A 25,547-nucleotide genomic window follows, 5' to 3' on the forward strand; every position below is an offset into this window, starting at 1 on the left:
TACACAGTGATAAATACGATGCAGATTGGTTTATTTTTTGGCTCTACTACATGCTACACAGAGATGGCAGCAGAAAAAATTCGCGACCTTATTGGCGCCGATGTAGTGACCTTACACAATATTAAAGACGAACCACTTAAAAATGCAGAGCAGTACGACTTTATCATCTTTGGTATTTCAACATGGGATTTTGGAGAAATACAAGAAGACTGGGAGTCTAAGTGGGACGACATTAAAGATGTAAACCTAAATGGTAAAACCATTGCTTTATTTGGCATGGGCGACCAACAAGGTTACGGACAATGGTTTCAAGACGCCCTTGGTATGCTTCACGATGAAATAAATACCCAGTCGTTTACGCAACTTGGTTTTTGGCCAAACGATGAAAACTACGAGTTTGAAGCGTCAAAAGCACTTACCCCCGATGGCAAACACTTTGTGGGCCTAGCGCTTGATGAAGACAGCCAATACGAGCTAAGCGATAAGCGCATAGCCAGCTGGGTTGAACAAATAATGACAGAGTATAGCGAAACGCTATAACGAGTTTGGCCTAAACCATGTTTAGGCCAATACATTACAAATAACTAAGTTTTTTAGCGCACTTTTTTTCACGTATTTTTGCTTGCCTTTGCAATAGCCAATTAGGCGCAAAGGTATTAATAATACATGCCAGTACAATAAGCGCAGAGCCTATTACTTGCGATAAACTTAATGTTGTATCGTAAAAAATTAGCTGAAATAACAACGCAAATAATAAGTTAGAATAAATAAGCGGCGCTAGCTGCGAGTTAGAACTGGCTAATCGGTACGCCTTTCCTCTAAAAAATTGCGTTGCAGCAGTCGAAAAACCAATTAATGCCACCATCAGTAATAAACTGTAATTGCTTATATCGATTGCAAAACCTTGGTAAAAGCGCTCACCTTCGCTGGTAAACATTAATACTGGCACCATAAAAATGGCGGCCAGCGTAAAACTCCAACCGTTAATAACCATCATCGGAAGGTTAATTTTACTGGCTCGAAACAAGGTGATTTGCGAGCAGGCATTAAAAATACCAGCCCCTAAACCAATTAATAAGCTCCAGCGCCATTGTATGCCATCGCTATGAATATTTTGAATAATCACACCCGCAAACATCAGCGCCATTGTAGGTAGCAATAACCAATTTAATTTAGTTTTAAAAAGCACCCGTTCTATTAGCGGTATAAATAATGGCCCAGTGCTAAATAAAATAACCGCCTCCACCAGCGTTAAAGTATTTAGCGCCACTAAAAAGCAGTTTTGGCACATCACTATAAAAATTGCGCGAATAGCAAAGGTTCGCCATGCTGATTTATTAGGTAGCTGCCATTTAATACCTGCCGCCAATGCCAGCATAATAATCGCGGGTAAAAACACCCGTAAAAAAACCACTTCGCTGGTGCTAAAGTAATCGGTAAGCAACTTGGCTATAAAGCTATTTAACGCCAAGGTAAATGTAGAGAGCAGCATAAACACACTAGCACGAGAATTTAACGTCACCGCAGTTATCCTTTGAATAAAAAATGAATGTAAAAAGCAAAATTAAAGGCTTAATTTTTTTAATCTATTTATTATTTTTCAAAAAATTGGCATTGGCTTTTATGGCGCTAATTTTACGTGTACTTTATAAATTTAAAAGCGAATAATATTAAACTAACCTGTAAGTAAAACTTAACTGTTAATAAATAACCTATGATCAAATCTGCGCCGTTAAAATCTCTCTATACGTTTATAGCTGTTGCCGAAACTGGCAGCATGGTGCTCGCGGCTGAGCAGCTAAGTATTAGTCACTCGGCGGTAAGTCAGTCTATTAAAGCGTTAGAGTTACAACTTAATACACCGCTTTTTAATCGCATTGGTCGCCGCGTTGAGCTCAACCCTGTGGGTGAGCGCTATTACAAACGCATAGCCCCGGCCATGGCTGAAATTTTAGCAGCCAGCCAAGAGGCAAGTAACACAGCGAATGAGCCAACTTATTTAACACTCAATATGGTTAACTCACTAGCACTGCACTGGTGGATCCCTAGGGTGGCTGATTTTCAGCGCATTTCGCCAAACAGCGACATTCGTATTTCTAACTTGGTGGGAGAATTTGATTTAGAGCGCGAAGGGATTGATGCAGCGATTATTCATGGCCAGCCCGATAAGTGGCAAAAATATCACTGTGAAAAACTAGCCGACGATCAGTTAATTTTAGTCTGTAACCCACAGCTTTTAGTTGGCTTAAATAAAGATGAGTTAACCGCGCAAAATTTGCTGCAGCGTTTTAAAGCAATCTACGTTACCAACCCACGTAGGCAAAACGATTGGCAAACGTGGTGCGAGGCTAATAATTTAGCACAGCCTAAGCAGCATAATAACTTAACCTTTAATATTTCAGTGCAAGCAACGCAAGCCGCGATGCGCCAGCTTGGCGTTTTGGTCACCCACAAACAGTTTGTACGCGACGATATAAAGCACGGCATGCTCACGCAAATTGGCCAAAGCATTGTAAATCCGCATCAGCAGTTTTATTTTGCAACGAGCCACGCCATGCTTAATCACCCACAGGTAAGCGCATTACGAGCGTGGCTTAAACGCGAGTTTTTAAAAACAGCAAACGAGTAGTGCTACTCCACACGTTGCCAATATTGGTTACGGTAAAAAAAGCCTATATAGCCACGTACTTCCAATGTTTTACCGTCGTTTTGTGGCGTTAGTTGCACGGTATAGGTTTTACCATTTGTAGGGTCAAGTATTTCACCATCGCCCCACACGCCATCATCTTCTGGTTTTACATCAGTGATTATAGTCATTCCTAAAATAGGCTGATTTTTTAATGCCCCATCACACTCTTTACAAATACCGGTTTGTTTAGCTGGGTCTAAAATAGTCTCAACTTTACCACTGAGCACCTTATCATTTTGAGTAATGCGTACATACGATTTAGCCTCGTTGGTGTCTTCATCTATGGTTTTCCAAAGCCCAACAGGAGTCATGTTTGCAAGCGCACCTTGGCTTATAAATAAAGCCGCAGCGAGTGTAGTTAGTAACGGTAATTTGTTTAACTTTTTCATTGTGTTGCCTAAATTAAAAAATGGCGAATAAAACAATAATACCAGCTGATTTATAAACGCACTATTAAATTAAACTGCTATTTAGGTACATATAAAAGTAAAAAACCAAGTGCGTGTTAACCCACTTGGTTTTTAAATTGGCTGATAGTTTTTTAACGTACGCGTTTTAAAGTACGTATTTAAAAGTCACGTACCTCTACACTTGAGCTGTTAAATTCAAACATATTAATTTTGCCACACTGTGCCATATGGTTAGTACTTGTATAGGGGGTATTTGCTTGGCTTATATCGCCTTCCCACTCTTGGCCATTTTTTATAAATGCTTTTAATTCAAACCATCCGTTAACAGCTTTACTGCAATCCATATTAACATCAAGCATCCAATAGTGTTCGCCCCATATATTAAGGGGTGTAACACCAAAGCCATCTACTGTTACCGATTTTTGGGCGCCATATTCACTTGGCCAAACATTTGTAGTCCAATCCATGGCAGTACCTTGCGCTTCACTGCTTTGGCCTTGTTCAATTCCATACCAATCTAGGTAGTTATCGTTTGCTTTCCAAGGCGTTGTGGTATTGTTTTTTAGATTGTTATGGCGAATTGGCATAGCACATTCAACATTTGTTGTTTGGCAGTTTCTAGCAAGGTTTGTATTTGCATAGGTGTGATCTATACCACCGCGTACAAACATGTCTTGTCCGCTTTGTGTTTGAGCATTAATAAAAATAACGGTTCTTTGCCAGTCGCTATTATTAGGCACTGCCTCTTGGGTTAATTTAGCATTTTTATGAATTGCTATTGCATCCCATGGCGCTACATTTAAATTGATGGTGCCGTTGCTATTAACTGTTATTACTTCACCGCTACAGCTAGTAGCATTACCCAAAAGCTCGCCTTTTAACACATTGCAGTACTGTCCAGGCGCCATATCTGTTTGAATTGTTGCATTAAGCGTTGAGTCTTCTTTATTAATTGCCATATGACCTGAGCTACCACGTCCAAATGCAATCTGGTTATGGGTGTTATCCCACCAATTTGTTACTACCCAATTGTCGGCTGTGTTATTTCTAAAATCGACACCACCCGCAATATAAGACCAACGATGCTCACACTTCCAGTTACTTGCAAAACATTCTAAATTACCATTATTGTGCACCGGTACACTTGGCCCACCCGCATCTGTATCGCCGTGAAAATCATAACTCGACATTACTTTTGGATACCCATACGGATACGCCAACATAAATACGTTGGCTAGGTCGTATAAACGGCCATCTTCAAAGGTAATTACATTACCTGCACCACCATGGCCGCGCTGATTGTCGTGGTTATCTACAAATACCACAGCTGATGAACTTGGCATAAAGCCCCAGCCTTCACCAAAATTACTTAACCATGCAAGCGAGCCATTTCTAAAGGTATTACCAAGCTGCGTACTGTATTTAAACTCGGTAACTAGCCCTGTACTTAAATACTCTGAGGCTGCAACCGCTTCAGTACCTTGATCTATCACCTCATGAAACACCACTGGCGAGCCATTTATTTTTGCCATTAAACTTTGAATATCACTTGCAGCAACATGCTTAGCAGCATCAAACCTAAAACCTTTAACACCCATAGCTTGAAGATCATTAATATATGCCGCTAATGTATTTTGCACATAATTTGAAGAAGTGTTTAAATCGGCCAGCCCTACTAGCTCACAATTTTGCACGCGATAACGGTTATTACCGTAATCTTCTGGGTTAATAGAGCAACTTTCGTGAAAATCTTGTGGGCTATAAATAGGGTATTGTTTATTACCAAAAGTGTTACCAGCAGTGCCCGTACCACTGCCGGCTGCCATATGGTTTATTAATGTATCAACATATATATCGACGCCTGCGGCGTTACAGCGATTAACCATATCTATAAATTGCGAACGGTTACCGCCGCGGCTTTGTAGTTGGTAGCTCACAGGTTGATAGCGAGTCCACCATTGGCTACCTGTAATATGCTCGTTAGGCGGAGACACCTGTACAGCAGCGTACCCTTTTGGTCCTAAAAACTGCTCACATTCTTGGGCTACATCTTGCCAATTCCATTCAAATAAATGCACAAATGTTGTAGGCGCAGCCGATACTAAACTTGGTAAGGTTAAACCTAAGCTAAGACCTGCAGTGGTGATCATTTTATTCAGTTTCATAGTGTGTGTTTCCAGTGTTGGGCGAGTTAAACAACATACTCGACGTTATTTACAAGTGGTTAACACTAGTCTGAGAGTTGCTCAAATAAAAACTGAATACGTATGCATAATGGGTAAACTATCCTTTATTACTAGATAATTACCAGCCTTAAAAATTACATCTTCAAGTAAAACGCTTTACATAACGCAATATAATCATCGCTGTAGCGGTTGTTGTCATCTTTTATGCATAGGGAAGTAAGCTCAGGTAAAGTGTTTACTAAGCTAAAACGCATCAAACTGCGGCTAAATGCTTTACTTGGTGTGGTTTTTACTTGGCAATGCGCGTTTAAATAAAGCCCGTTTTGTGTTGCCAGTTCAATGAATAAGCCCGCCTCTGTGGTGGGTAAAATTACGTTAAAGCACGAATGCTCATGACTTAAACGCATATAGGCATGTATTAGTTCGTCAAAACTTAAACCATCGGTATGGCGTGCGGTGTTACGGGCATCGCTTAGCCCTTTTAAACTGCGGTTAAAATAAGGGGGGTTAGATATCACGACATCAAATGGCGCCGCCTGTTCAAACGCTTGTATAGTGGTGTGCTTTACTGTGATATTTGGCCACGGGCTAGAGGCTATATTTTGCTGCGCTTGCTTGTAAGCAGCTTCATCAATTTCAACAGCGGTTATGCTAAGTGCTGGTTGGCGCTGTTTACACATAAGCGCAAGTAAACCGGTGCCTGTGCCTATATCGAGTAATGTGTTGGCGCCTTTTAAATACGCCCATGCGCCAAGTAAAATGCCGTCGGTTGAGACCTTCATAGCACAGCTATCGTGCTCAACCTTAAATTGTTTAAACGTAAACCCTGACATTTTTTCACCTTTTCATTCACCAACTGGCGTATAGCGCGTATAATTGCAGGTAATTGTCCCTTATTTTAGACACTCTATGCAATTTTCTGAATTTGATCTTGATACTAAACTACTCAACGCCATTGATAAAATGGGCTACGAGACTCCAACCAGCATTCAACAACAAGCTATTCCTGAAGCGCTGCAAGGTCGCGATATTTTAGCATCAGCACCTACTGGCACAGGTAAAACGGCGGCATTTTTAATTCCGGCTATTCAATACTTAATGGATTTTCCGCGTCGCGACCCAGGTTTTGCACGTGTGTTAATAATGACCCCAACCCGTGAACTGGCTTATCAAATTCATGAGCAATGTGAACTGCTTGCTAAAGGCACTCACCTTAAAATTGGTGTAGTAACAGGTGGTATAAACTACGGCACCCATAAAGAAATTTTTGAAAACAATAACGATATTTTAATCGCCACACCAGGGCGTTTAATGGAATACCTTGAAACCGAAAATTTCCATGCTGAAAACGTAGAAATGCTTATTCTTGATGAAGCCGACCGCATGTTAGACATGGGCTTTAGAAAAGAAATGCTGCGCATATGTGACGAAGCTAAAAACCGTCGTCAGTGCTTTTTATTCTCTGCGACGTTAGAAGGCGATAGCGTTGAGTTATTTGCAGAGCGTATTTTAAACGACCCAGCTTTACTTGAAGCCGAATCGTCACGCAAAGAAAAAGCAAAAATTCATCAATGGGTTCACCTTGCTGATGACTACCACCACAAGCTTGAGCTGTTGGTTAATACCTTAAATGGCCCAGATGTAAGTAAAGCCATTGTGTTTGTAAAAACCCGTGAGCGCCTAGAAACGCTAATTGGTGAGCTAACTAACAATGGCGTAAAAGCCGCGTGGCTGCGTGGCGAAATGCCGCAAGATAAGCGCATGAAAGCGATGGAAAATTTCCACAGTGGCAAAACGCGCATATTAATAGCAACCGATGTTGCGGCCCGCGGTATTGATGTTTCTGACATTAGCCACGTAATTAACTTTGATATGCCGCGCACTGCCGATGTCTATGTACACCGTATTGGCCGTACTGGCCGTGCAGGTAAAAAAGGGATTGCTATATCATTAGTTGAAGCGCACGACATTGGCATTTTATACAAGGTTGAGCGATACACAGAGCAAAAACTTAAGCGCCGCATAATTAAAGGGCTTGAGCCACAGCATAAAGAAGCTAAGCCACCCGCTAAAAAGCGTAAAGATCCGGTAAAAATGAAAGCTAAGAAAAAAGCCAAAGCTAAAATTAAAAAGAAATAGCACACCATAAATAAACAAGCCGGCAGTTGCCGGCTTTTTTGTACCCGTTACAAATGTAACCCAAGCATGTAACTCATTCCCATTAAAATGTAATTATTGCCCACCTGAATTCCCACTTAATAAAATAACCCTATATTTCAACAAATTAAAATTGGCATCGAAATTGTAACTGAGAAAGTAACTCAGCTAAGAATAGCTGCACGATTAACCGTAATGTAAGGATGAAGTTATGAACCGCTTTAAGTTAACTATCGCTTTAGTATCATTTTGTTGTTTATTTTTATTAGCTTGCGCTACAAAAGTAAGTGCAGCAACTAACTTAGCCGTAGTAAGCAGTGTGGCTACTCAACCTAACTTACAACAAACAATCACCAATACGTTACGCACTAACCCAAACTTAGCATTAAGCGATATTCGCGTGCAGGTTGAAGACGGCGAAGTTGACCTATACGGTGAAGCGCAAACAGGTTTTCAGCGTGCACTTGCGCAAAAGTTTTTAGAAAATATGGATGGCGTTAAAATTATCCGTAATAAAATTAGTGTTATCTGATACCGCATTACAATATTTGTTTATATAACTTATTCCTCTGCGTGGCTTGTTTCTCCAACACAAGCCGCGCTTTTTTATGCTTAACAGCACACTTTAGTATCTAAACTTCTAGCTTTAGCTCCCCTATTAAAAATAGAGCAAACACTTAGCCCCCCTTTCCCACTCTTTTAAATTAGTGACTTACTACAGCTTTGATAAAAGAATGCTATAACAAGGCTGTAAAGTTCATATAATCAGCGCATTTTTAATACCGTTGGCAACCTACAAGTGTTTGCTAATCAACCTCACCATGAATAGCAGTTAATAATATATGGCTTAACGCATGCAAATGCCGCATCACTTACACAAGGAAGCTAATACATGAAACGATTTATTCACTACTGCTAATCCCTCTTATTAGCCATGCAGAAGAAGGTATTTTTGGGTTTGTTGCAAATGTGTCTGTATCCGGCTTTTTTAGCCCAGAAATTAGTGAAATAAATATTATAAAAGTTTATGCAGATTCTGTTGCTGATCTGGCAGGATTAAAAGTAGGTGACAAGGTAATAGAGTTAGATGGCTGCGCTATTCCAGCCTGCTCTGCTGAGGTTACAAAAAAAATCGATGACAAAAAGCAGTGGTGAAACGCTTTTACTACTAATCAAAAATTCGATGGCAGCGAAAAGCAAATAAGTATTAACTTAAAATAAATTTATTAAAAGTATAGTTAAATTTAACCCGACTTAGCGCTTTGAAATTACTAGCAGCGCACTTTTTATGTAAAAATGCGCTGCTAGTGGGTAACTATTACTGGGCTAGTTTAAACCAGTATTAGTCGCTCATTCGCTTTGATTTGAACCCGTATTACTATCACCTTGTTGTTTGGGTGACTGTTGGTTTATTTTATCGCTTATCATGGCATCGAGCTTTTCACCGCCTTTAATGCCAAAATCTAACGTACGTATTGGGAATGGAATACTTATATCTGCAGCATCAAGCGCTTGTTTAACAGCGACTACGCCTTTATGGCGTACTGTCATAAAGTCTGGCTCGCCTGGGTATTTTATCCAAAACCACACCAGTAAATTAATACTACTGTCGCCAAAACCTTCTGCGTACACAGCGGTTTCTTCTTTACGTATTACAAAGTCAAACTCGTTAATTTTATCAACGATAACTTCTTTGGCTTTTTCAATGTCGTCGCCGTATGAAATACCCACCGGTACTTCTATTCGTCTAACGCCTAACGTGGTGTAATTTTTTAACACATTTCTAAATAATACCTTGTTAGGTACCAGTATTAACTGCCCGTAAAAGCTCTCTATTAGCGTGTTACGCAGGTTTATAGAATGTACAGAGCCAAATACGTCGTCGGTTTCAATTACATCACCCGCTTTAAATGGCTTGCGTATTCCCATAGCAATACCGGCAATTAAGTTCTCGGTCATGTCTTGAAAAGCAAAGCCAATGGCTAAACCCACAATACCCGCACCCGCTAGTAACGATGTGACTGTGCCTTTTAACCCCATAAAATCTAAAGCGATAAATAGGCCCACACATAACACAATAACCTTAAAAATAGACGCCATTAAATCAGCAATTTGCTTAGAGTCGAGTGAGCGCCTTAATAGGTTTTTCATTAGCTGGCCGGCAAAGCGCGCTATTATTGAAAATACAATGGCTATTACCACTGCCACAATAAAGTTTGGGATGTGGCTTATTACTACATCAAACCACCCTCCGAGTTTTTCTTCGATGAGTTTTTCGGCTTCGGCTACTGAAGGTATGCTGATCATATTTTTACACCTATCTATTTTTTATCTCATTAATAGTAGGTGAAGTTAGCAAGTTTAGCGCCAGCATAAAAAAAGCCATGCAATGCATGGCTTTTTAACTCATTGTTTGCTGAGTACAAACGCTTAGTTTTGCTCGTCGCGCATAAATACAGGCTCAAGATCTTTAGTGGTTGCTTCAGGGCTAAAGTAATAACCCGCCACAGTAAACTCTTTTAATTGGCTCAGCTGTGTTACCTGGTTTTCTATAATGTAACGGGCCATCATGCCGCGCGCTTTTTTAGCGTAAAAGCTAATTACCTTATATTGACCATTTTTGCAGTCTTTAAAATGCGGGGTAATAATTTGCGCATTGAGTGCTTTTTTATCTACTGCTTTAAAGTACTCGTTTGAAGCAAGATTAACGAGGTATTGTGCGTCTTGCGCTTTTAATTCCTCATTTAATTTATTAGCAATAATGCTGCCCCAAAATTCATACAAATTTTTCCCGCGAGGGTTATCAAGCTTAGTACCCATTTCTAGGCGGTAGGCTTGCATTAAATCAAGCGGTTTTAGCAAGCCGTATAAACCCGAAAGTATACGTAAATGGCTTTGTGCATAATCGAGGTTAGCTGCAGTGAGTGTTGCGGCATCTAAGCCACCGTACACATCGCCGTTAAAGGCTAGTACCGCTTGTTTAGCATTACTTTGCGTAAATGGTTGCGACCATTCGCTAAAGCGCGCAGCGTTAAGCCCTGCAAGCTTATCGCTAATTTTCATTAGGCTGCCAATTTGCGCTGGAGTTAGTTCACGGCATACTTTCATGAGCTCTTCGCTGTGCTCTAGTAATTCAGGTTGAGTGAACTTATCTGTTGCGGGTGGCGTTTCGTAATCAAGATTTTTTGCTGGTGAAATAACAGTGATCATAGTTAGCTATTGACTTGTAATTTATTTAATGTCAATTTCAACATTAAATGAGACGAAAAGCACGTTTTGTTTATAAAATACCATTGAAAATTAATCGCAATGGCCTAAATCCTACCTTAATAAATCATGCATCGTCGTTTTTCTATTGATAAGGACATAAGACCTATCAAGCATTGTCACACTGTTGCAGTATTGAATACTTATATTAAGGTAGTTTAGATTTTCTTTTAACTTGCTTGGAATGAGGAAGGCAAATGACTAGCGCTCTACAAAGGCTAAAACAACATTCATCTATCGTAGCCGACACTGGCGATATTGAAGCGATCAAAAAGCATCAACCAGAAGATGCAACCACAAACCCGTCGCTTTTATTAAAAGCGAGCGAGATTGAAGCTTACAAGCCTTATTTAGATAAAGCTTGGAGCTATGCAAAAGAAACAGAGCAAGATGCAGCTAAACAGCTTGAACTTGCATGTGACTACTTTGCCGTATTACTTGGTAAAGAAATTAGCGAAATTGTACCTGGTTATATTTCTACTGAAGTAGATGCTCGTTTATCATTCGACACCCAAGCAACTATTGATAAAGCACATACCCTGCTTAGCCTTTATGAAAAAGAAGGTGTAAGCAAAGACAAAATTTTAATCAAAGTTGCGTCTACATGGGAAGGCATTAAAGCGGCCGAACAGCTAGAAAAAGAAGGGACTAAATGTAACCTAACTTTATTATTTAGCGATGCTCAAGCGCGTGCATGTGCTGATGCAAACGTATTTTTAATCTCGCCATTTGTTGGCCGTATTTTAGATTGGCACGTAGCAAATGGTATGGAAAAACCAACCGATCCGCTACAAGATCCAGGTGTTCAATCTGTACGTAGCATTTTTGAGTTTTATAAACGCCATGATTACAAAACCGTTGTTATGGGCGCAAGCTTCCGTAACACCGGCGAAATTATTGCCCTTACAGGTTGTGACAAGCTAACAATTAGCCCTAACCTACTAGAAGACTTAGGCAATTTAGAAGGCGCTGAAGAATACTTACTACAAAGTGATATTCCTAAAGAGCCAAAGCCTGCTCCACTTACTGAGTCGCAGTTCCGTTGGTTACATAACCAAGATGCAATGGCAACTGAAAAACTAGCTGAAGGTATCCGCTCATTCGCAGATGCACAAGAGCAGCTAGAAGCACGTTTTAAAGCAATGTAATACGCGCTAATTATGTATTAAACGCCGCACCTGCGGCGTTTTTTATGCCCTTAATATAATCCGCACTGCTTTATACTAACCTGCCACAGCATGTACCATTGCCTACACAGATAAATAACTAACTTTTAATATTTTTTATTTATTTTTTCTATCTAAAAATAACGCGCTCAATAAAGCTAGTTAGTATTAAACTTCATCAACGCATCACATACTTGTAACAAATTCGTCACTTTTTTATTCTATTTTAGCTAGGCCTGTGGTATAGGTATTCTCGAGGTTCACTAAAATCAATAGGAGATAGTCATGGATAGCCTAAACGATATATTAGAGATATTAGAAGGTCCTGATACAACAAGAAAAACCTCTCAAAAGAATAAAAAAAGAAAGTGGCGCGAGATTGAGGCCATAAAAGACAAACAACGGTTACGTAAAGAACTACAGGAGTTAGACTTTTTTACAGACAGCATTGAAATTGATGAGCTAGATTTTTAATTTCAAACTCATTGCGCTCAATTAGGCAATTTATTTTGCGGCAGGAAAACCGTATCGATAGTAAAGCTAACGCCAGGTTTTACCCCTTCAAAATAATTGATAATTATTGCGCATGGGCATTAATACTCAATAACTAAGCAAAAGGCTTTCATAATACGAAAGCCTTTTTTAATATATCAATTAAACCTGCCAGTTAATGGGGATATCGCCTTGGGCTTGTAACAATTCATTTGTTTGTGAAAAGTGCTTACAGCCGAAAAAACCACGATGCGCAGAAAGCGGCGATGGGTGCGGCCCTTTTAAAATATGATGGCGAGCGCTGTTAATATTTTTACCTTTTTTTTGCGCATGAGCGCCCCATAAAATAAACACCACCCCTTTGCAGTGTGCATTTATATGGGCTATCACGTTATCGGTAAATTGCTCCCACCCTAAATGCTTATGCGAATGCGCTTGGCCTTGCTCAACCGTGAGTACCGTATTGAGTAAAAACACGCCCTGCTCTGCCCAGCTTTGTAAGTAGCCATGTTGTGGTATTTCAAAACCGGGAATATCCGTTGCCAATTCGTTGTACATATTTTTTAGCGACGGCGGTAACTTTTTAACCTCTGGCAACACAGAAAAACATAAGCCATGGGCTTGGCCTTCTCCGTGATATGGGTCTTGACCTAAAATAACCACGCGAATATTGTTAAGGGCTGTCGCTTCAAAGGCGCTAAATACTTGCTCTTTGGGTGGGTACACAGCAACACCTTCGACACGGCGTTTTGCTACATAATCTAATGTTTGCTGCATATAAGGTTGCTGTAATTCATATTCTAAAAAGGCTGGCCAATCGCTCATTGTATACTCTTAATTTGTTTGCGTGATGCATCTATTTTATCACACATATTTGCCAGTCCATCTAGCATGCGCGGTGTAAAACGATGTAATAAATCGGCATTTACACGTATAAATTGGTTATGTTTTACAGCGGGGACTTCTGGCCATTTTTGCCAATTAATTTTAGGTTGTGGCTTATCGGCTTGTTCATCAGGAATAATAATAATCTGTGGTTTTTTAATCACCACGTTTTCAATACTTATTTGTGGGTAGTCGGTTGGGCTGTGTGCAAATACATTGCTTACATGACATGTTTCTATAAGCTGGTTTATCCATGTATTTTCACTTACCGTCATCATTGGCTCTGGCCATAATTGATAAAAACCAGTTAATATTTTTTTGCTTTGTTGCTGCTTTTTAATTTTTTTGAGCTTAGTAATAAATGCGTTTGCTACTTGCTTGCTTTGCTCAATACGCCCTGTAAATTTTCCAAAAGCAATCAGCTCGTTTGCAACTTCTTCTATTTTTTTGGGATCACTTAAATGTACTTTTATACCAAGGCGTTTAATTTGTTCTAAATCTTCACTTTGGTTACCGCTTTTCCAACCAATCACTAAATCGGGTTTTAGCGCTAATAATTTTTCAAGAGAAATACCATAGTAACCACCAATGCGCTCAATATTTTTAGCTTCACTTGGGTAATCGGCGTAATCAACAGTGCCAACAATATTGCTCCCCGCACCTATAGCAAATAGGTTTTCTACTATATGCGGTGCAAGTGCTACAACGCGCAGTTTATCTGGCGCAGCTGTATCACGGGCCACGGCACTGCCCCCTGAACTCAATAACAGCAGTGCAGTAAAAAACGCTTTATACATTAGTAATCAAACCCTTCTAGTGCTTTTATACCCGAGTCGAAGGCGTGTTTAACATTGCGCACTTCGCTCACTGTATCGGCAAGGTCTGTTAACGTGCGGTGCGCTGCGCGACCTGTAATAATAACCGATTGCATGGGAGGGCGATTATTTAGCGCGTTTACTACCTCATCTAAATCAATATAACCGTAAGTCACCATGTAGGTAAGCTCATCTAGTAATACTAAATCAATACTGCTATCTGCAAGCATACGCTTTGACTCCTGCCACGTTGCTTGCGCGGCTGCGGTGTCGGCTTCTTTGTTTTGCGTATCCCATGTAAAACCGGTATTCATAACGGCAAATTCAACCCCTGCGCCTTGTAATAAGTTACGCTCTCCACACTCCCATGTGCCTTTAATGAACTGACAAACAGCGGCTTTTTTACCATGCCCTACGCAGCGAGCAACCACACCAAAGCCTGAGGTAGATTTACCTTTACCATTACCCGTAATTACCTGAAATATCCCTTTAACATCTTGCGCAGCAGCCACGCGTGCATCTACCTGCTCTTTTACTTTTTGTTGGCGCTGCTGGTGCTTATCGTTATTTGTATCCGTCATTATTATCTCCTTCATAAATCGATATAATGTGTTGTATGTTCAAATGCGCCTCGCACATAGTGGCCAAGCGCTCTAGTTGTTGCTCGCGATGCGCTACAATACTCACAGGTTGTATGGCTGCATCGCTTTTTACCCACTTTAAAATTTGCAGTGTGGTAGCGGGTTCATCAAACAAGCCGTGTAAATAAGTACCAGCAATGGCATTGTCGTCACTAATAAAGCCATCGTTTTCAAACCCATGAGGGTGCGCGTTAAACGTTAAAAATGGCTTATTAAGTGCTGCGCCTTCACTAATGCCGGCATGAATTTCGTAGCCGCTACACGGTGTTTGCAAATCATTTAACTGCATAGCCGCCGTTACTTTAGTGAGTACTTTTTGGGTGCTTAGAGTGGTTTCAAAATCGCATAGGGCAAGCCCCGTTACTTGCTTTAAGGACGACTCGACTCCGTTGGGATCATTTATGGTATACCCCAACATTTGCATACCACCGCAGATACCAAGTACTTTGCCACCATAACGTATGTGGCGCTTTATTTGCGTATCCCAGCCTTCATTTTTTACAAAACTTAAATCACCCAGCACGTTTTTACTGCCAGGAATAATAATCAGATCAACCGGTGGGATCGCGTGTGTGTGGCGTACATAATTTATATTAATATTTGGGTGCAGTCGCAATGCATCAAAATCGGTATGGTTACTAATATGCGGCAATAAAAGCACGGCTATATTAATGGTGGCAGTCGTCACCGTGTTATCTATTGCTACAGCATCTTCGGCATCAAGTGCTAAATCATGCAAATAAGGCAGCACTCCAAGCACTGGTTTTTTTGTGTAGCGCTCAAGCCAATCTAGCCCACTTTGTAGCAAGCTTATATCGCCTCTAAAGCGGTTTATAACAAAGCCTTTTACGCGCGCTTGCTCGGATTCGCTTAATAACGCAAGTGTGCCCACTAAATGCGCAAACACACCGCCTTTGTCTATATCGGCAATAATAATGACAGGGCAATCTACCGCTTCTGCGTAACCCATATTGGCAATGTCGTTCTCGCGTAGGTTTATTTCTGCGGGGCTGCCTGCTCCCTCAACCAATAATAAATCAAACTGCTTTGCTAGGCGTTTATGCGAGGCAAGCACTGCATCCATCGCAACCTGTTTATAGTTATGATACGCCCCTGCCTCCATATTACTAATGGCTTTTCCATGTACAATGACTTGCGCCCCCGTATCACTATTTGGTTTGAGCAATATGGGGTTAAAGTCGTTTTGAGGCTCTACTTTAGCGGCTATGGCTTGCAAAGCTTGCGCACGGCCTATTTCGCCCCCCTCTTTTGTAACCGCGCTATTAAGCGCCATATTTTGCGGTTTAAAAGGCGCGACCTTTACACCTCGCTTTGCAAACACTCTACAAAGCGCAGCGACTAAGGTGCTTTTTCCGGCATCTGACGTAGTGCCTTGAATCATTAAGGTTTTCATCAGCACTATGCCTTTGTTTTTCTAAAAAAGAGTAAGCTTAAGAAAAATACGCTACCCATGGCTGCTGTAATTACCCCTACAGGGAGCTCTTGGTTTTTAAGTAATGAGCGCGAAAGCACGTCAACCCACACCATAAACGTGCCGCCCACTAAGCTGGTAATTAGTAAGCCAGCAGTACTGCCCTGAGATATAAAAAAGCGCACTATGTGCGGCACCATTAAACCTACAAAACCAATACCGCCACATAGGGCCACCAGCACGGCCGTTATTAACGAGCTCAATACCAGCATTAAAATTCTAAAACGGTGCACACGGACCCCAAGCGTTATCGCGCTTTCATCGCCAAGAAGCAGCGCATTTAACTGCCTTTTAAAGCTCAGCATAAAGCTAATACACACCACTATAACCACGCATGGCAACCATAACGTGGCCCATTGTGCGCGGGCAAAGCTGCCTAACGTCCAAAATAAAATACCAGCCACTGCTTGCGGGTCACTCCAATACAGCAATAAACTTGTAAATGCGCTAAATAAAAACGACAGTGCCACTCCCGCTAGTAACATAGACTCTACTTGCGACCTTTTTTGCCGCCCAGCAATAAGTATCAATAAGCCCATTGCTAAAAAGCTCCCTAATAAGGCAGCAGCCGATAGCATAAACCCTGCACTAATACCCGCAACAGCCATAAGCAGTACTACCCCAAACGATGCGCCTGACGATATGCCAAATAAATACGGATCAGCGAGCGGGTTACGGGTAACCGTTTGTAAAATAAGCCCTGCAATAGCCAAACCTGCCCCCGCCATAAAGGCAAGTAAGGTACGAGGTAACCTAAGCTCATAAATAATACGCGCGTTAAACGAGCCCTCCCCTGCTGATAAAATCCCTGTGAGCACATCACTTAACGGCGTATCTGCGGCGCCAAAACTCAGTGCGCTAAAAAGGCTACCCAGTGCAATTAACACGGCTGCTATAAATATTGTCCACTGGTTTATTTTTGTTATATCCATTTAATTAATAGCCATAAAAGTAAGTAATATGAGGAATAGTTTGGCCATTTTCTGTGCGCTGAGGGTGGCTAGTTACGCGCGCACATACCCCAAAAACATCCGCTAGCATGTCCTCACTAAGTACCTGCGCAGGCGAGCCTGCATGTGTTATTTTACCTTTATTAATAACCACCAGCTCATCGCACATAGCGGCTGCTAAATTTAAATCATGAAATGAGGCAAACACAGTAACCCCTAGCGATTTTGCTAGTTCCATCACTTGTATTTGGTATTTAACATCTAAATGGCTAGTTGGCTCATCCATGATGAGTAATTGCGGTTGCTGCACTATAGCGCGGGCAATCAATGCACGTTGCTTTTCGCCCCCCGAAAGCGATTCAAAATTTTGCTTACACTGTTGATCAAGCCCTACGGTTTTTATTGCCTGTGTAATTTTTTGTTTGTCGCTGTGGGTGGTGGCGCTAAATAATGATTTATGAGGTGTAAGCCCAAGGGCAACCACATCAAATAATGTTAGGTTAAATTGCGCAGGCGTTTCTTGTAGAACTACAGCAACATATTTTGCGTAGTCTTCACTTTTAAGCTGCCAAATATCCTGCTGATTAAAGGTAACGTTACCAGCGGTCGGTTTATTAAAGCGATACAAACAGCGCAGTAAGCTCGACTTACCCGCCCCATTTGGGCCAATTAACCCAATAAACTTACCCTTAGCTATGTGTAAATTAATATTGTTTAAAATGGCGTGATCATCGACTTCCCACGACACATTTTGAACGTTTAATAAGGGTGTATTTGGCGCTAATGTAGTTTGCAAAAGTGAGTCCTTGGAAAGCGTGCACTCACTAACACACAGCTAAAAGACTAGTGCATCAATAAAAATGAGTTTACCCGCTCGTTAAAAAAGTATACCAATCTAGAACTTCTCATGCTGATTGATATGTCTCATTTGTATCTGACTTAAAGCGTGGTGCTAATTACAGTTACGGGAATAGTTGAGGAATTTCACCTCATTCCAAATGAGGGTCTATTATGGGCGGGTAAGTAAATAATTTAAAGCAAAAAAAACCGCGCTCATTAGAGCGCGGCCAATAAAGGGAGTGTTTAAGCAACGCTTAAAACTTGTATTCCATACCTAGACCAACGTAGTCTTGGTCAACATTGTTGTCCATATCAAAGCTTGAGTAAAAACCAAATACTTTAATGTTTTTATTAAACTTATGATCAACACCTACAGAAACTGCCGTTTTGTCGTCGCTGTCATCAAAGTCCATTGCTTGGTATTGCACTTTGAACGTGTTTTTACCCATGCTGTAGGCTGCGTTTAATAAATAGCCGTCAGCTTCTGCGCTACCGTCTACTTTTTCTTGAGTTTGGTACATAGCGCCTAATTTAAAGCTCTCTACTTTACCTTGAATTGATGCACGCACTACATCGTAGCCATTTACTTCACTATCGGCTGCAACCGAGGCGTATACCGCACTCTTTTTAAGTGCAGAGTCACCGTAGGTAACCGCCATTGAATAACCGTTATCTGCATCTACGTCATCTTCGGCAATAAATGTAGCAAGTACTTTAAAGCCTTCGTAGCTTTTAGATGTATAAGTGATTGAATCACCTAAGCGGTTTTCACCTTTAAAGACATTTTTAATATCGCCTTCAAGGTCATTAAATAAATCTAATTTACCTTGCGATTGTTTAAGCGCTGTATCGTTACGACCCACAACAACTTGACCATATGCACCTTTTAAACCTACGTACTGGTTACGTGCAGAAATATTGTCGTCGTTATCACCTTTAGAGTCAGCATCAGATACATCAACTTGAAACTCAAACTTATAAACCGCTTCTAATCCATCAGTAATCTTTTCAGACCCTTTTAGTCCAAAGCGAGATGCATTACTTTTAATTTCAGTGAAAGACCCTTCGCCATCATCAGACGATTGCACAGTAACATTCGCTTTACCGTATACATCAACGTCTGCAAACGCGCTAAAAGATAAACCACTTACTAGAGCAACACATAAGCTCGATTTTACAAAATTCATGTTATTTCCTCGATAATCACAAGACTAATTTTTAAAACAGCTGCAGTTTGTCACCGTTAAATGACAGATATATTACAAAGGAAACATTTTTGTCTTTTTATTTTAATAAAAGTGTCTAAATTCTGAAAACAAAACGACATGAATATTTAATAAACAAAATTGTACCTATTCAACCTCATTAAAAATCATAGTCGGTATTTAGTGTTCATCAACAGGCTGATAAGCATTTATTTTAGGTAATAAGTTAATCAGGGTTTCTATTAACTCTTTTTGTTCGTTGTCTCTGTGGTAGGCCACAAAAATATCACGCGAAGTATGTTCTACATCTTTTACATGAAACAGCTCACCCTTTTCTAGGTGAGACTCAACAAGTACCTCGGGGATAAACGCACTGCCGCCACACTGAAGAATTAAATCAAGGGCAATACGCCCCGTACTGGTTCTAAAATAAGGCGGCGTTTTACCGGTAAATTGGCGCGCATGCCATAGCGAAAACGTAGTACCCCAATCAACATATACATATTGGTTATCAAAAAAGTTCTCGTTAGTGGCCGTGTCATAGCCACTAACCGGAATAATTGGCAGCTCGCAAATTCGCTCTACCACAAGCTCGTCTACTTTAGGAGGGTCAAATAAAATGGCTAAATCAAGCGTACGCTCTAATAATAACCGCGTGCTTTCTTGTTGGGCTTTAACCTCTGCGACCAACGATACCCCTGGCATAGCCGACACAATATTAGTAATGCCAAATTGTAAAAACGCATCCCATATATTAGGCGTACCCGCTAAACTTATTTGCTTGTGCATGTTATCGGCAAGTGCCACATCCACTTTGGCACGCTGCATGCCAGTGATGATCATTTTAGCGTGCGGAAGCAATCGCTCTCCTGGCGCCGTTAATTGAATATTGTTACGCTGGCGAATAAACAAGTTTACACCCAACCCCTGCTCTAACTGGCGAATTCGAAAGCTTACTGCCGATTGAGTGATATACAGGTTTTCAGCCGCTTTACCAAAGTGACGCGTGCGCACAACCTCTACAAATGTTTTTAATAAATCTATATCCAATTTTTTATCCTCACGATAAAAATAACTTGTTTAATAAATTGTCAAACTTGCATCATACTCCAGCAATAAACAGGGTATGAGGATACAGTTATGAGCAACGATATTTCACTACTTCGCCAAGCGTTTGTTAGCCAACGTCAATTTTATGATGATCAAAACTTTCCTCGCGGGTTTAGCCGCAGCGGAAACTTCACCTTATTAGAAGCCAGCATATTAGAGCAACACGGCGTTGTACTAAAAGGGCTTTATAATAAAACTTTAGCACCCCAAAATACGCTACAAGAGCAATTTGTTGACGTAGTTTGTGGCAGTAAAGAACCTACAAACCCAATCGAAAAAGCCTGGGTTAAATATTTAAAACTAACAACCTGTAAAACCAAGTTTCATACACTTTTTGGCCGTTCAAAAATGTCAGGGCCGGTACCAATAAGCCAAGACGATTATAGCGAATCAGATAGCGTATAAGCCCCTAAGATATTTGCTTTTTTGCGTTTTAACAGTTACAACTTGTATAAGCAAATACTTTTGCAAAATATCAAACAAGGTTGTTACGTGACGCGAAAAATACTCATAGTTGAAGATACGCCTACTATAGCGCGTGTGCAAAAGCATATCGCGCTTAAAGCAGGTTACGAAGTAGATATAGCCGAGTCTTTAGCGGCAACAAAAGAGCTAATAAAACACAATAGCTACTTTTGCGCTGTTGTTGATTTTATTCTTCCCGATGCTCCTGCGGGTGAGGCGGTTCCGTATACTATTAATGCCGACATTCCCACCATAGTAATGACAGGCAATATAGATAAACAAACTCGCGACACGGTAGAAAAATACCCAATAATTGATTACATAATCAAAGAAAACAAACAAGCTTACCAATACCTAGAAAAACAACTAAGCCGTTTACCACGTAACGAGAACGTAAAAGTACTGATCGTCGACGACTCAACCTCTACCCGTAGATACATTTGCAGTTTACTAAAGCGCCATAAGTATCAAATACTCGAAGCAAAGGACGGCAAAGACGCGCTAGAAGTACTTGAAAGCCAAAAAGATGTGTCTGTTATTATTACCGATAACGAAATGCCAAACATGAATGGTGATGAGCTATGCGCCGAAATTCGCCGGCTTTACAGTAATGATGAAAAAGCCATTATCGGTATTTCGGGTGCTGACTCGTCAGCATTATCGAGCCTATTTTTAAAAAATGGTGCCAACGACTACCTCCATAAACCCTTTAACAGCGAAGAGTTTTACTGCCGACTAAGTCAAAACGTCGACATGCTTGAGCAAATAGCAACAATTAAACGCCAAGCAAATACTGACTACTTAACTAACCTGCCTAATCGTCGCTACTTTTTTGAAGAGTCGAGCAAATCACTCAAGTATTTAAAAAAATCGAATCAAGATGGCGCACTCGCCATGCTTGATATAGACCATTTTAAATCGATTAACGATACATACGGTCACGATTTAGGCGATGAGGTTCTTAAAGGGTTGGCGGTGTGTTTTAAAAAGTACTTCGAAAAGCAGCTAGTCGCTCGCTTAGGCGGTGAAGAATTTGCCGTTTACTTTACTGATGCAACCACAGCGCAAGCGCTAAAACGCCTTGAAGGGTTTAGGCAATTTATAGAGCTTAATAGCCAAGAGTTTAGCCAAGAAAAAATTAAATTTACAATTTCTATTGGTTTTGCAAGCGGCCCTATTTACCAAATAGATGAATTACTTAAACAGGCCGATTTAAAGCTGTATGATGCAAAAGAAACCGGCCGTAATAAAGTAATAAGCTAAACCTTAACGCTGCTTTATAGCAACTTGCTTAAACTATTATTGCGCATAGGTATTAAACTTCGGCGGCGGTAACAGCCGCTTTTTTACGCTTACGCGATTGATGATAAGAGTCCCAGGTAAATATAGCCAGCGCACTCCAAATACAGGCAAACGTAATCACCCGCTCTGCATCAAATACTTCATCGTAAAACACCACAGCAAGCATAAACATTAAACTTGGCCCTATGTACTGAAAAAAGCCCAATGTTGTGTACTGCAAACGCTTGGCCGCTCCGGTAAAGCAAAGCAGCGGCAACGTAGTAATAATACCGGCACTAATTAACAGCGCATTGGTATGCCAATCGTTTAGGGCTAAGTCGGAAGTAGGTGTTGGTGCCATTACCCACCAGTAAATTAATGCAACCGGAAGTAAAATTAGGGCTTCGAGTAAAATGCCTGGCAGCGCTTCAACTGGTAACTTTTTACGCAGTAAGCCATAAATAGCAAAAGACGTGGCAAGCGAAAACGCCACCACCGGAAACGAGCCAAAACTTACCAATTGCAATACTACGCCCGCAAAGGCTAAAAACACTGCAAACCCTTGTAACTTTCGCAGCCGCTCGCCTAAAAATAGCATGCCCAACAGCACATTAAGTAATGGGTTTATGTAATACCCTAAACTGGCATCGAGCATTTGGTTATTATTAACCGCCCAAATAAACAACCCCCAATTAAAGACCAATATAGAAGAAGTAAGTACTAACATTAAAATAATTTTTGGCTGGGCAACTATGCGCTTAACCTTATCCCAGTATTTAAGCACACTGACCACAAGCACTAAAAAAACCACAGACCAGACAACACGGTGAGTTAAAATTTCAAAAGCAGAAACATGCTGTATTTGTTTGAAATAAATAGGCGCTAAGCCCCACATTAAAAAAGCTAAACAGGCAAAAATACCGCCTTTACGCTGCTCGTTTGCAATCGACATACATACTACTTATTCATACTAAAAGGCCGACAGTTTATACCAATTTGTGCTATTAAGTGATTTATTTTGCGGTAACTAAAGCTCAGCGAAAGGCTAAGATTTTTATTTTAGCCGTACGTAATTAGCAGCTTTAACCTACTAAATACGTACCTGTACCAAAGGCGATTTGGATTGCCTTTTCATTGTGTAGCTCCATTCTACATACACACACTTTATTACCAGAGCGGATCAAAGTAGCACTGGCTGTAAATGTCTCCCCTTTGCCAGGGCGCAAATAATCTGTGCGCAAGTCAATGGTGCCTAAGGTAGCCAGCTTTTGCTGTACGCTAGGGATATCGAGCTCGGTTAATTTATCAATAACACTGGCTGCTGCAAGCATGCCGCCCACATTATCGAGCACCGCCGATATAATACCGCCGTGAAGAATTTTTTGCGCAGGATTGCCTATAAATACATCCTGCCAGGGAAAGGTAATTTTAGCTTGCTCAGGGCTGAGCGACTCTACCGAGATATTTAAAAACTGATTAAATGGCATGCCATTTACAAACAGTGCGCCAACTTGTTCAATTAACATTTCTTTATTCATTATTATTCTCTATGTTTAAATTAACGCTGGTACGATGAGTTAAGCATACCTGAAGCAAAACCACGAGGCACTAATTAAATCATTTACCTCTAAGCTAAAGACATCCTATAAAAAAACCACTAAAATAGCCGCCGATGAATACTCTAACCCCTACACCTAGCACATTGGTCCGCAAGCCCGACACGGTTCTTAAACAAGTGTTTGGCTACAGCGAGTTTCGTGATGGCCAAAAAGCGGTGATCGACGCGGCCATTAATGGCCAAGACTCTTTGGTACTACTGCCTACAGGCGGCGGTAAATCAGTGTGTTACCAAGTACCAGCGTTAGTGCTCGAAGGGGTTACTGTGGTAATTTCACCGCTTATCTCGCTCATGCAAGACCAAGTAACGCAACTGCAAGCATTAGGTGTTAAAGCCGCTTACATTAATAATAGCCTGGCTCGCGAAGAGCAACAATTAGTGTACCAACAATTGCACCAAGGGCTAATAAAATTACTGTATGTTGCCCCTGAAAAAGTGCTTCAGCATGAATTTACTGAGCGACTCAGCCATTTAAATATCAGCTTATTTGCAATTGACGAAGCACATTGTGTATCACATTGGGGGCATGACTTTAGACCTCATTACTTTAGATTAAATGAGCTTAAGCAGCGCTTTTCCCATGTACCTATGATGGCACTGACCGCCACGGCCGATAAAGCGACCCGCTTTGATATAGTTGAGCAGTTAAAATTACAACACCCCTATATACATACCGGCAGCTTCGACAGACCGAATATTCGTTACACCATCGAAGAAAAGTTCAAGCCAATGGCGCAACTACTGCGCTATTTAAAAGAGCAAAAAAATCAAAGTGGCATTATTTACTGCACTAGCCGTAAGCGCGTTGATGACATTGCCGAAAAACTCGCTGATGCAGGTTTAAATGCCGCCGCGTACCATGCAGGCATGAGCAACGAGCAACGCCAATTTGTGCAAACCGGATTTGCCCGCGACGACATTCAAATAGTCGTTGCGACCGTTGCCTTTGGTATGGGCATAAATAAACCAAATATGCGTTTTGTTCTGCATTACGATATTCCAAAAAGTATTGAAGCCTACTATCAAGAGACTGGCCGCGCTGGGCGTGATGGTTTAGCCGCAGAAGCCATTATGTATTTTGATCCCGCCGATATAGGCCGCGTTAGGCGCTTTTTTGAAGACATAGACGATGAACAACGCCGCCGTGTAGAAGAACAACGCTTTAATGCCATGGCCAGTTTTGCCGAGGCGCAAACATGCCGCCGGCAAATACTATTAAACTACTTTAGCGAGTATAAACGCGAGCAATGTGGCAACTGCGATATTTGCATTAACCCGCCAAAAAGCTTTGATGGCACATTAGTAGCGCAACAAGCACTTTCGTGTGTGTACCGAGCTGGGCAGCGTTTTGGCTTAGGCTATATTGTAGAATTATTACGCGGGGCTAATACCAGCCGCATACGCGACAACAACCACCACGAACTCAGCACCTATGGCATAGGCAAAGACAAAAGCAGTGAATTTTGGCTCAGTATATTACGCCAACTTATACACCAAGGCTTGTTAAGCCAAGATATTACCCAAGGTGCCTCACTGCGCTTAACCGAAGCAGCACGCGCTGTACTTAAAAGTGAATACGCTCTACAGCTTGCCGAGCCGCGCTTACAAGCTAAGCACGTATACCAAGATAAACTGGCGCAGTTTAACTACGACAAAAAACTATTTGCCCGCTTACGGGCTCTGCGTAAAGAACTCGCTGATGCCGACGATGTACCGCCGTACGTTGTATTTAACGATAAAACCTTAGCCGAAATGGCGCAATTAATGCCCACCAACGACAGCGAATTTTTAAAGGTGTCGGGCGTTGGCTTTACCAAACTCAATAAATATGGCGGCGAATTTTTAACGGCCATTCGTAATTACCTTGCTAGCAATTAA

Annotated in this window: 26 protein-coding genes and 1 riboswitch; of the genes, 10 read left to right on the forward strand and 16 right to left on the reverse strand. The window is 41.1% G+C overall.

Annotated elements, in window-relative coordinates:
* Positions 1–18: 18 nt before the first annotated feature.
* Positions 19–540: a flavodoxin FldB gene (gene fldB / locus NQT65_RS12395; protein ID WP_256851345.1), complete on the forward strand. Its 522-nt coding sequence runs from the start codon at positions 19–21 to the stop codon at positions 538–540.
* A 34-nt stretch (positions 541–574) separates the two neighbouring features.
* Here the strand turns inward: fldB and NQT65_RS12400 are convergent, their stop codons facing one another.
* The gene (locus NQT65_RS12400) at positions 575–1,522 is read right to left on the reverse strand and encodes a DMT family transporter (RefSeq protein WP_256851291.1); all 948 of its coding nucleotides are present in this window, start codon (positions 1,520–1,522) and stop codon (positions 575–577) included.
* A gap of 192 nt (positions 1,523–1,714) precedes the next feature.
* Here NQT65_RS12400 and NQT65_RS12405 point away from each other — a divergent pair, with 192 nt between their 5' ends.
* Entirely contained in the window at positions 1,715–2,629 is a 915-nt protein-coding gene (locus tag NQT65_RS12405) for a LysR substrate-binding domain-containing protein (RefSeq protein ID WP_054983746.1), read from the forward strand.
* Positions 2,630–2,631: 2 nt separating this feature from the next.
* On the opposite strand, the gene NQT65_RS12410 is transcribed toward NQT65_RS12405, so the two are convergent.
* The 3 genes from NQT65_RS12410 to NQT65_RS12420 all read right to left on the reverse strand — a co-directional run bounded on the left by NQT65_RS12410 (position 2,632) and on the right by NQT65_RS12420 (position 6,118).
* Positions 2,632–3,078: a DUF2147 domain-containing protein gene (locus tag NQT65_RS12410; RefSeq protein ID WP_055254841.1), complete on the reverse strand. Its 447-nt coding sequence runs from the start codon at positions 3,076–3,078 to the stop codon at positions 2,632–2,634.
* A 179-nt stretch (positions 3,079–3,257) separates the two neighbouring features.
* The gene (locus NQT65_RS12415) at positions 3,258–5,264 is read right to left on the reverse strand and encodes an alpha-amylase (RefSeq protein WP_256851292.1); all 2,007 of its coding nucleotides are present in this window, start codon (positions 5,262–5,264) and stop codon (positions 3,258–3,260) included.
* Positions 5,265–5,419: 155 nt separating this feature from the next.
* Positions 5,420–6,118: a tRNA1(Val) (adenine(37)-N6)-methyltransferase gene (locus tag NQT65_RS12420; protein ID WP_256851293.1), complete on the reverse strand. Its 699-nt coding sequence runs from the start codon at positions 6,116–6,118 to the stop codon at positions 5,420–5,422.
* 76 nt (positions 6,119–6,194) lie between these two features.
* On the opposite strand from NQT65_RS12420, the gene srmB reads away from it, so the two are divergent.
* The 3 genes from srmB (at position 6,195) to NQT65_RS12435 (ending at position 8,597) form a co-directional block, all read left to right on the forward strand.
* Positions 6,195–7,424 carry an ATP-dependent RNA helicase SrmB gene (gene srmB, locus NQT65_RS12425; RefSeq protein WP_004587997.1) on the forward strand — a complete coding sequence of 410 codons (1,230 nt, stop codon included), beginning with the start codon at positions 6,195–6,197 and terminating at the stop codon, positions 7,422–7,424.
* Positions 7,425–7,653: 229 nt separating this feature from the next.
* Entirely contained in the window at positions 7,654–7,974 is a 321-nt protein-coding gene (locus NQT65_RS12430) for a BON domain-containing protein (protein ID WP_004587996.1), read from the forward strand.
* A gap of 437 nt (positions 7,975–8,411) precedes the next feature.
* A complete protein-coding gene (locus tag NQT65_RS12435; protein ID WP_256851294.1) occupies positions 8,412–8,597 on the forward strand; it encodes a PDZ domain-containing protein in 186 nt (61 codons plus the stop codon).
* A 195-nt stretch (positions 8,598–8,792) separates the two neighbouring features.
* Here NQT65_RS12435 and NQT65_RS12440 read toward each other — a convergent pair whose 3' ends face one another.
* Both NQT65_RS12440 and yaaA read right to left on the reverse strand, forming a co-directional pair.
* Entirely contained in the window at positions 8,793–9,749 is a 957-nt protein-coding gene (locus tag NQT65_RS12440) for a mechanosensitive ion channel family protein (protein ID WP_256851295.1), read from the reverse strand.
* A gap of 123 nt (positions 9,750–9,872) precedes the next feature.
* Positions 9,873–10,652 (reverse strand): peroxide stress protein YaaA, encoded by a 780-nt coding sequence (gene yaaA, locus NQT65_RS12445; protein WP_004587994.1) that lies wholly within the window; start codon positions 10,650–10,652, stop codon positions 9,873–9,875.
* 254 nt (positions 10,653–10,906) lie between these two features.
* Between yaaA and tal the strand changes: the two genes are divergently transcribed.
* Together tal and NQT65_RS12455 are read left to right on the forward strand one after the other, a co-directional pair.
* The gene (tal, locus tag NQT65_RS12450) at positions 10,907–11,857 is read left to right on the forward strand and encodes a transaldolase (RefSeq protein WP_004587993.1); all 951 of its coding nucleotides are present in this window, start codon (positions 10,907–10,909) and stop codon (positions 11,855–11,857) included.
* Between the two features lie 303 nt (positions 11,858–12,160).
* A complete protein-coding gene (locus NQT65_RS12455) occupies positions 12,161–12,349 on the forward strand; it encodes a DUF3545 family protein (protein WP_004587992.1) in 189 nt (62 codons plus the stop codon).
* 180 nt (positions 12,350–12,529) lie between these two features.
* On the opposite strand, the gene ung is transcribed toward NQT65_RS12455, so the two are convergent.
* The 8 genes from ung to NQT65_RS12495 form a co-directional block, all read right to left on the reverse strand.
* Positions 12,530–13,192, reverse strand: a complete 663-nt coding sequence (gene ung / locus NQT65_RS12460; RefSeq protein ID WP_256846038.1) for a uracil-DNA glycosylase — start codon at positions 13,190–13,192, stop codon at positions 12,530–12,532.
* Positions 13,189–14,049, reverse strand: coding sequence for a cobalamin-binding protein (locus tag NQT65_RS12465; protein WP_256851296.1), 861 nt, complete (start codon positions 14,047–14,049; stop codon positions 13,189–13,191). Before NQT65_RS12465 ends, ung begins: the two co-directional genes overlap by 4 nt.
* Positions 14,049–14,648 (reverse strand): cob(I)yrinic acid a,c-diamide adenosyltransferase, encoded by a 600-nt coding sequence (gene cobO / locus NQT65_RS12470; RefSeq protein WP_004587989.1) that lies wholly within the window; start codon positions 14,646–14,648, stop codon positions 14,049–14,051. Before cobO ends, NQT65_RS12465 begins: the two co-directional genes overlap by 1 nt.
* Complete coding sequence (locus tag NQT65_RS12475) at positions 14,632–16,122, reverse strand: cobyric acid synthase (RefSeq protein ID WP_256851297.1); 1,491 nt, start codon at positions 16,120–16,122, stop codon at positions 14,632–14,634. Before NQT65_RS12475 ends, cobO begins: the two co-directional genes overlap by 17 nt.
* Positions 16,123–16,127: 5 nt before the next feature.
* The gene (locus tag NQT65_RS12480; protein ID WP_055254854.1) at positions 16,128–17,132 is read right to left on the reverse strand and encodes a FecCD family ABC transporter permease; all 1,005 of its coding nucleotides are present in this window, start codon (positions 17,130–17,132) and stop codon (positions 16,128–16,130) included.
* 4 nt (positions 17,133–17,136) lie between these two features.
* The gene (locus NQT65_RS12485; RefSeq protein WP_256851298.1) at positions 17,137–17,946 is read right to left on the reverse strand and encodes an ABC transporter ATP-binding protein; all 810 of its coding nucleotides are present in this window, start codon (positions 17,944–17,946) and stop codon (positions 17,137–17,139) included.
* Between the two features lie 68 nt (positions 17,947–18,014).
* Positions 18,015–18,146: riboswitch (cobalamin riboswitch) on the reverse strand.
* Positions 18,147–18,244: 98 nt separating this feature from the next.
* Positions 18,245–19,177: a porin gene (locus NQT65_RS12490; RefSeq protein WP_054983757.1), complete on the reverse strand. Its 933-nt coding sequence runs from the start codon at positions 19,175–19,177 to the stop codon at positions 18,245–18,247.
* Positions 19,178–19,375: 198 nt separating this feature from the next.
* Positions 19,376–20,245, reverse strand: coding sequence for a LysR family transcriptional regulator (locus NQT65_RS12495; protein WP_004587984.1), 870 nt, complete (start codon positions 20,243–20,245; stop codon positions 19,376–19,378).
* A 90-nt stretch (positions 20,246–20,335) separates the two neighbouring features.
* Between NQT65_RS12495 and NQT65_RS12500 the strand changes: the two genes are divergently transcribed.
* On the forward strand, positions 20,336–20,710 hold the full coding sequence (locus tag NQT65_RS12500; RefSeq protein WP_004587983.1) for a MaoP family protein: 375 nt from the start codon (positions 20,336–20,338) through the stop codon (positions 20,708–20,710).
* A gap of 87 nt (positions 20,711–20,797) precedes the next feature.
* Complete coding sequence (locus NQT65_RS12505; protein WP_256851299.1) at positions 20,798–22,033, forward strand: diguanylate cyclase; 1,236 nt, start codon at positions 20,798–20,800, stop codon at positions 22,031–22,033.
* A 52-nt stretch (positions 22,034–22,085) separates the two neighbouring features.
* On the opposite strand, the gene rarD is transcribed toward NQT65_RS12505, so the two are convergent.
* Positions 22,086–23,003, reverse strand: a complete 918-nt coding sequence (rarD, locus tag NQT65_RS12510; protein WP_256851300.1) for an EamA family transporter RarD — start codon at positions 23,001–23,003, stop codon at positions 22,086–22,088.
* Between the two features lie 130 nt (positions 23,004–23,133).
* Complete coding sequence (locus tag NQT65_RS12515) at positions 23,134–23,589, reverse strand: thioesterase family protein (RefSeq protein ID WP_004587980.1); 456 nt, start codon at positions 23,587–23,589, stop codon at positions 23,134–23,136.
* 134 nt (positions 23,590–23,723) lie between these two features.
* Here NQT65_RS12515 and recQ point away from each other — a divergent pair, with 134 nt between their 5' ends.
* A complete protein-coding gene (recQ, locus tag NQT65_RS12520) occupies positions 23,724–25,547 on the forward strand; it encodes a DNA helicase RecQ (RefSeq protein ID WP_256851301.1) in 1,824 nt (607 codons plus the stop codon).

The sequence above is a fragment of the Pseudoalteromonas agarivorans genome, from assembly GCF_024518735.1.
In the GTDB taxonomy this organism is placed as follows: domain Bacteria; phylum Pseudomonadota; class Gammaproteobacteria; order Enterobacterales; family Alteromonadaceae; genus Pseudoalteromonas; species Pseudoalteromonas atlantica.

Excerpts from the sequence above, each read along its gene's own strand:
- fldB (WP_256851345.1), top strand. The coding sequence starts at position 19 with ATGCAGATTGGTTTATTTTTTGGCTCTACTACATGCTACACAGAGATG.
- NQT65_RS12405 (WP_054983746.1), top strand. The coding sequence starts at position 1,715 with ATGATCAAATCTGCGCCGTTAAAATCTCTCTATACGTTTATAGCTGTT.
- NQT65_RS12410 (WP_055254841.1), bottom strand. The coding sequence starts at position 3,078 with ATGAAAAAGTTAAACAAATTACCGTTACTAACTACACTCGCTGCGGCT.
- NQT65_RS12415 (WP_256851292.1), bottom strand. The coding sequence starts at position 5,264 with ATGAAACTGAATAAAATGATCACCACTGCAGGTCTTAGCTTAGGTTTA.
- NQT65_RS12420 (WP_256851293.1), bottom strand. The coding sequence starts at position 6,118 with ATGTCAGGGTTTACGTTTAAACAATTTAAGGTTGAGCACGATAGCTGT.
- srmB (WP_004587997.1), top strand. The coding sequence starts at position 6,195 with ATGCAATTTTCTGAATTTGATCTTGATACTAAACTACTCAACGCCATT.
- NQT65_RS12430 (WP_004587996.1), top strand. The coding sequence starts at position 7,654 with ATGAACCGCTTTAAGTTAACTATCGCTTTAGTATCATTTTGTTGTTTA.
- NQT65_RS12440 (WP_256851295.1), bottom strand. The coding sequence starts at position 9,749 with ATGATCAGCATACCTTCAGTAGCCGAAGCCGAAAAACTCATCGAAGAA.
- yaaA (WP_004587994.1), bottom strand. The coding sequence starts at position 10,652 with ATGATCACTGTTATTTCACCAGCAAAAAATCTTGATTACGAAACGCCA.
- tal (WP_004587993.1), top strand. The coding sequence starts at position 10,907 with ATGACTAGCGCTCTACAAAGGCTAAAACAACATTCATCTATCGTAGCC.
- NQT65_RS12455 (WP_004587992.1), top strand. The coding sequence starts at position 12,161 with ATGGATAGCCTAAACGATATATTAGAGATATTAGAAGGTCCTGATACA.
- ung (WP_256846038.1), bottom strand. The coding sequence starts at position 13,192 with ATGAGCGATTGGCCAGCCTTTTTAGAATATGAATTACAGCAACCTTAT.
- NQT65_RS12465 (WP_256851296.1), bottom strand. The coding sequence starts at position 14,049 with ATGTATAAAGCGTTTTTTACTGCACTGCTGTTATTGAGTTCAGGGGGC.
- cobO (WP_004587989.1), bottom strand. The coding sequence starts at position 14,648 with ATGACGGATACAAATAACGATAAGCACCAGCAGCGCCAACAAAAAGTA.
- NQT65_RS12475 (WP_256851297.1), bottom strand. The coding sequence starts at position 16,122 with ATGAAAACCTTAATGATTCAAGGCACTACGTCAGATGCCGGAAAAAGC.
- NQT65_RS12480 (WP_055254854.1), bottom strand. The coding sequence starts at position 17,132 with ATGGATATAACAAAAATAAACCAGTGGACAATATTTATAGCAGCCGTG.
- NQT65_RS12490 (WP_054983757.1), bottom strand. The coding sequence starts at position 19,177 with ATGAATTTTGTAAAATCGAGCTTATGTGTTGCTCTAGTAAGTGGTTTA.
- NQT65_RS12500 (WP_004587983.1), top strand. The coding sequence starts at position 20,336 with ATGAGCAACGATATTTCACTACTTCGCCAAGCGTTTGTTAGCCAACGT.
- rarD (WP_256851300.1), bottom strand. The coding sequence starts at position 23,003 with ATGTCGATTGCAAACGAGCAGCGTAAAGGCGGTATTTTTGCCTGTTTA.
- NQT65_RS12515 (WP_004587980.1), bottom strand. The coding sequence starts at position 23,589 with ATGAATAAAGAAATGTTAATTGAACAAGTTGGCGCACTGTTTGTAAAT.
- recQ (WP_256851301.1), top strand. The coding sequence starts at position 23,724 with ATGAATACTCTAACCCCTACACCTAGCACATTGGTCCGCAAGCCCGAC.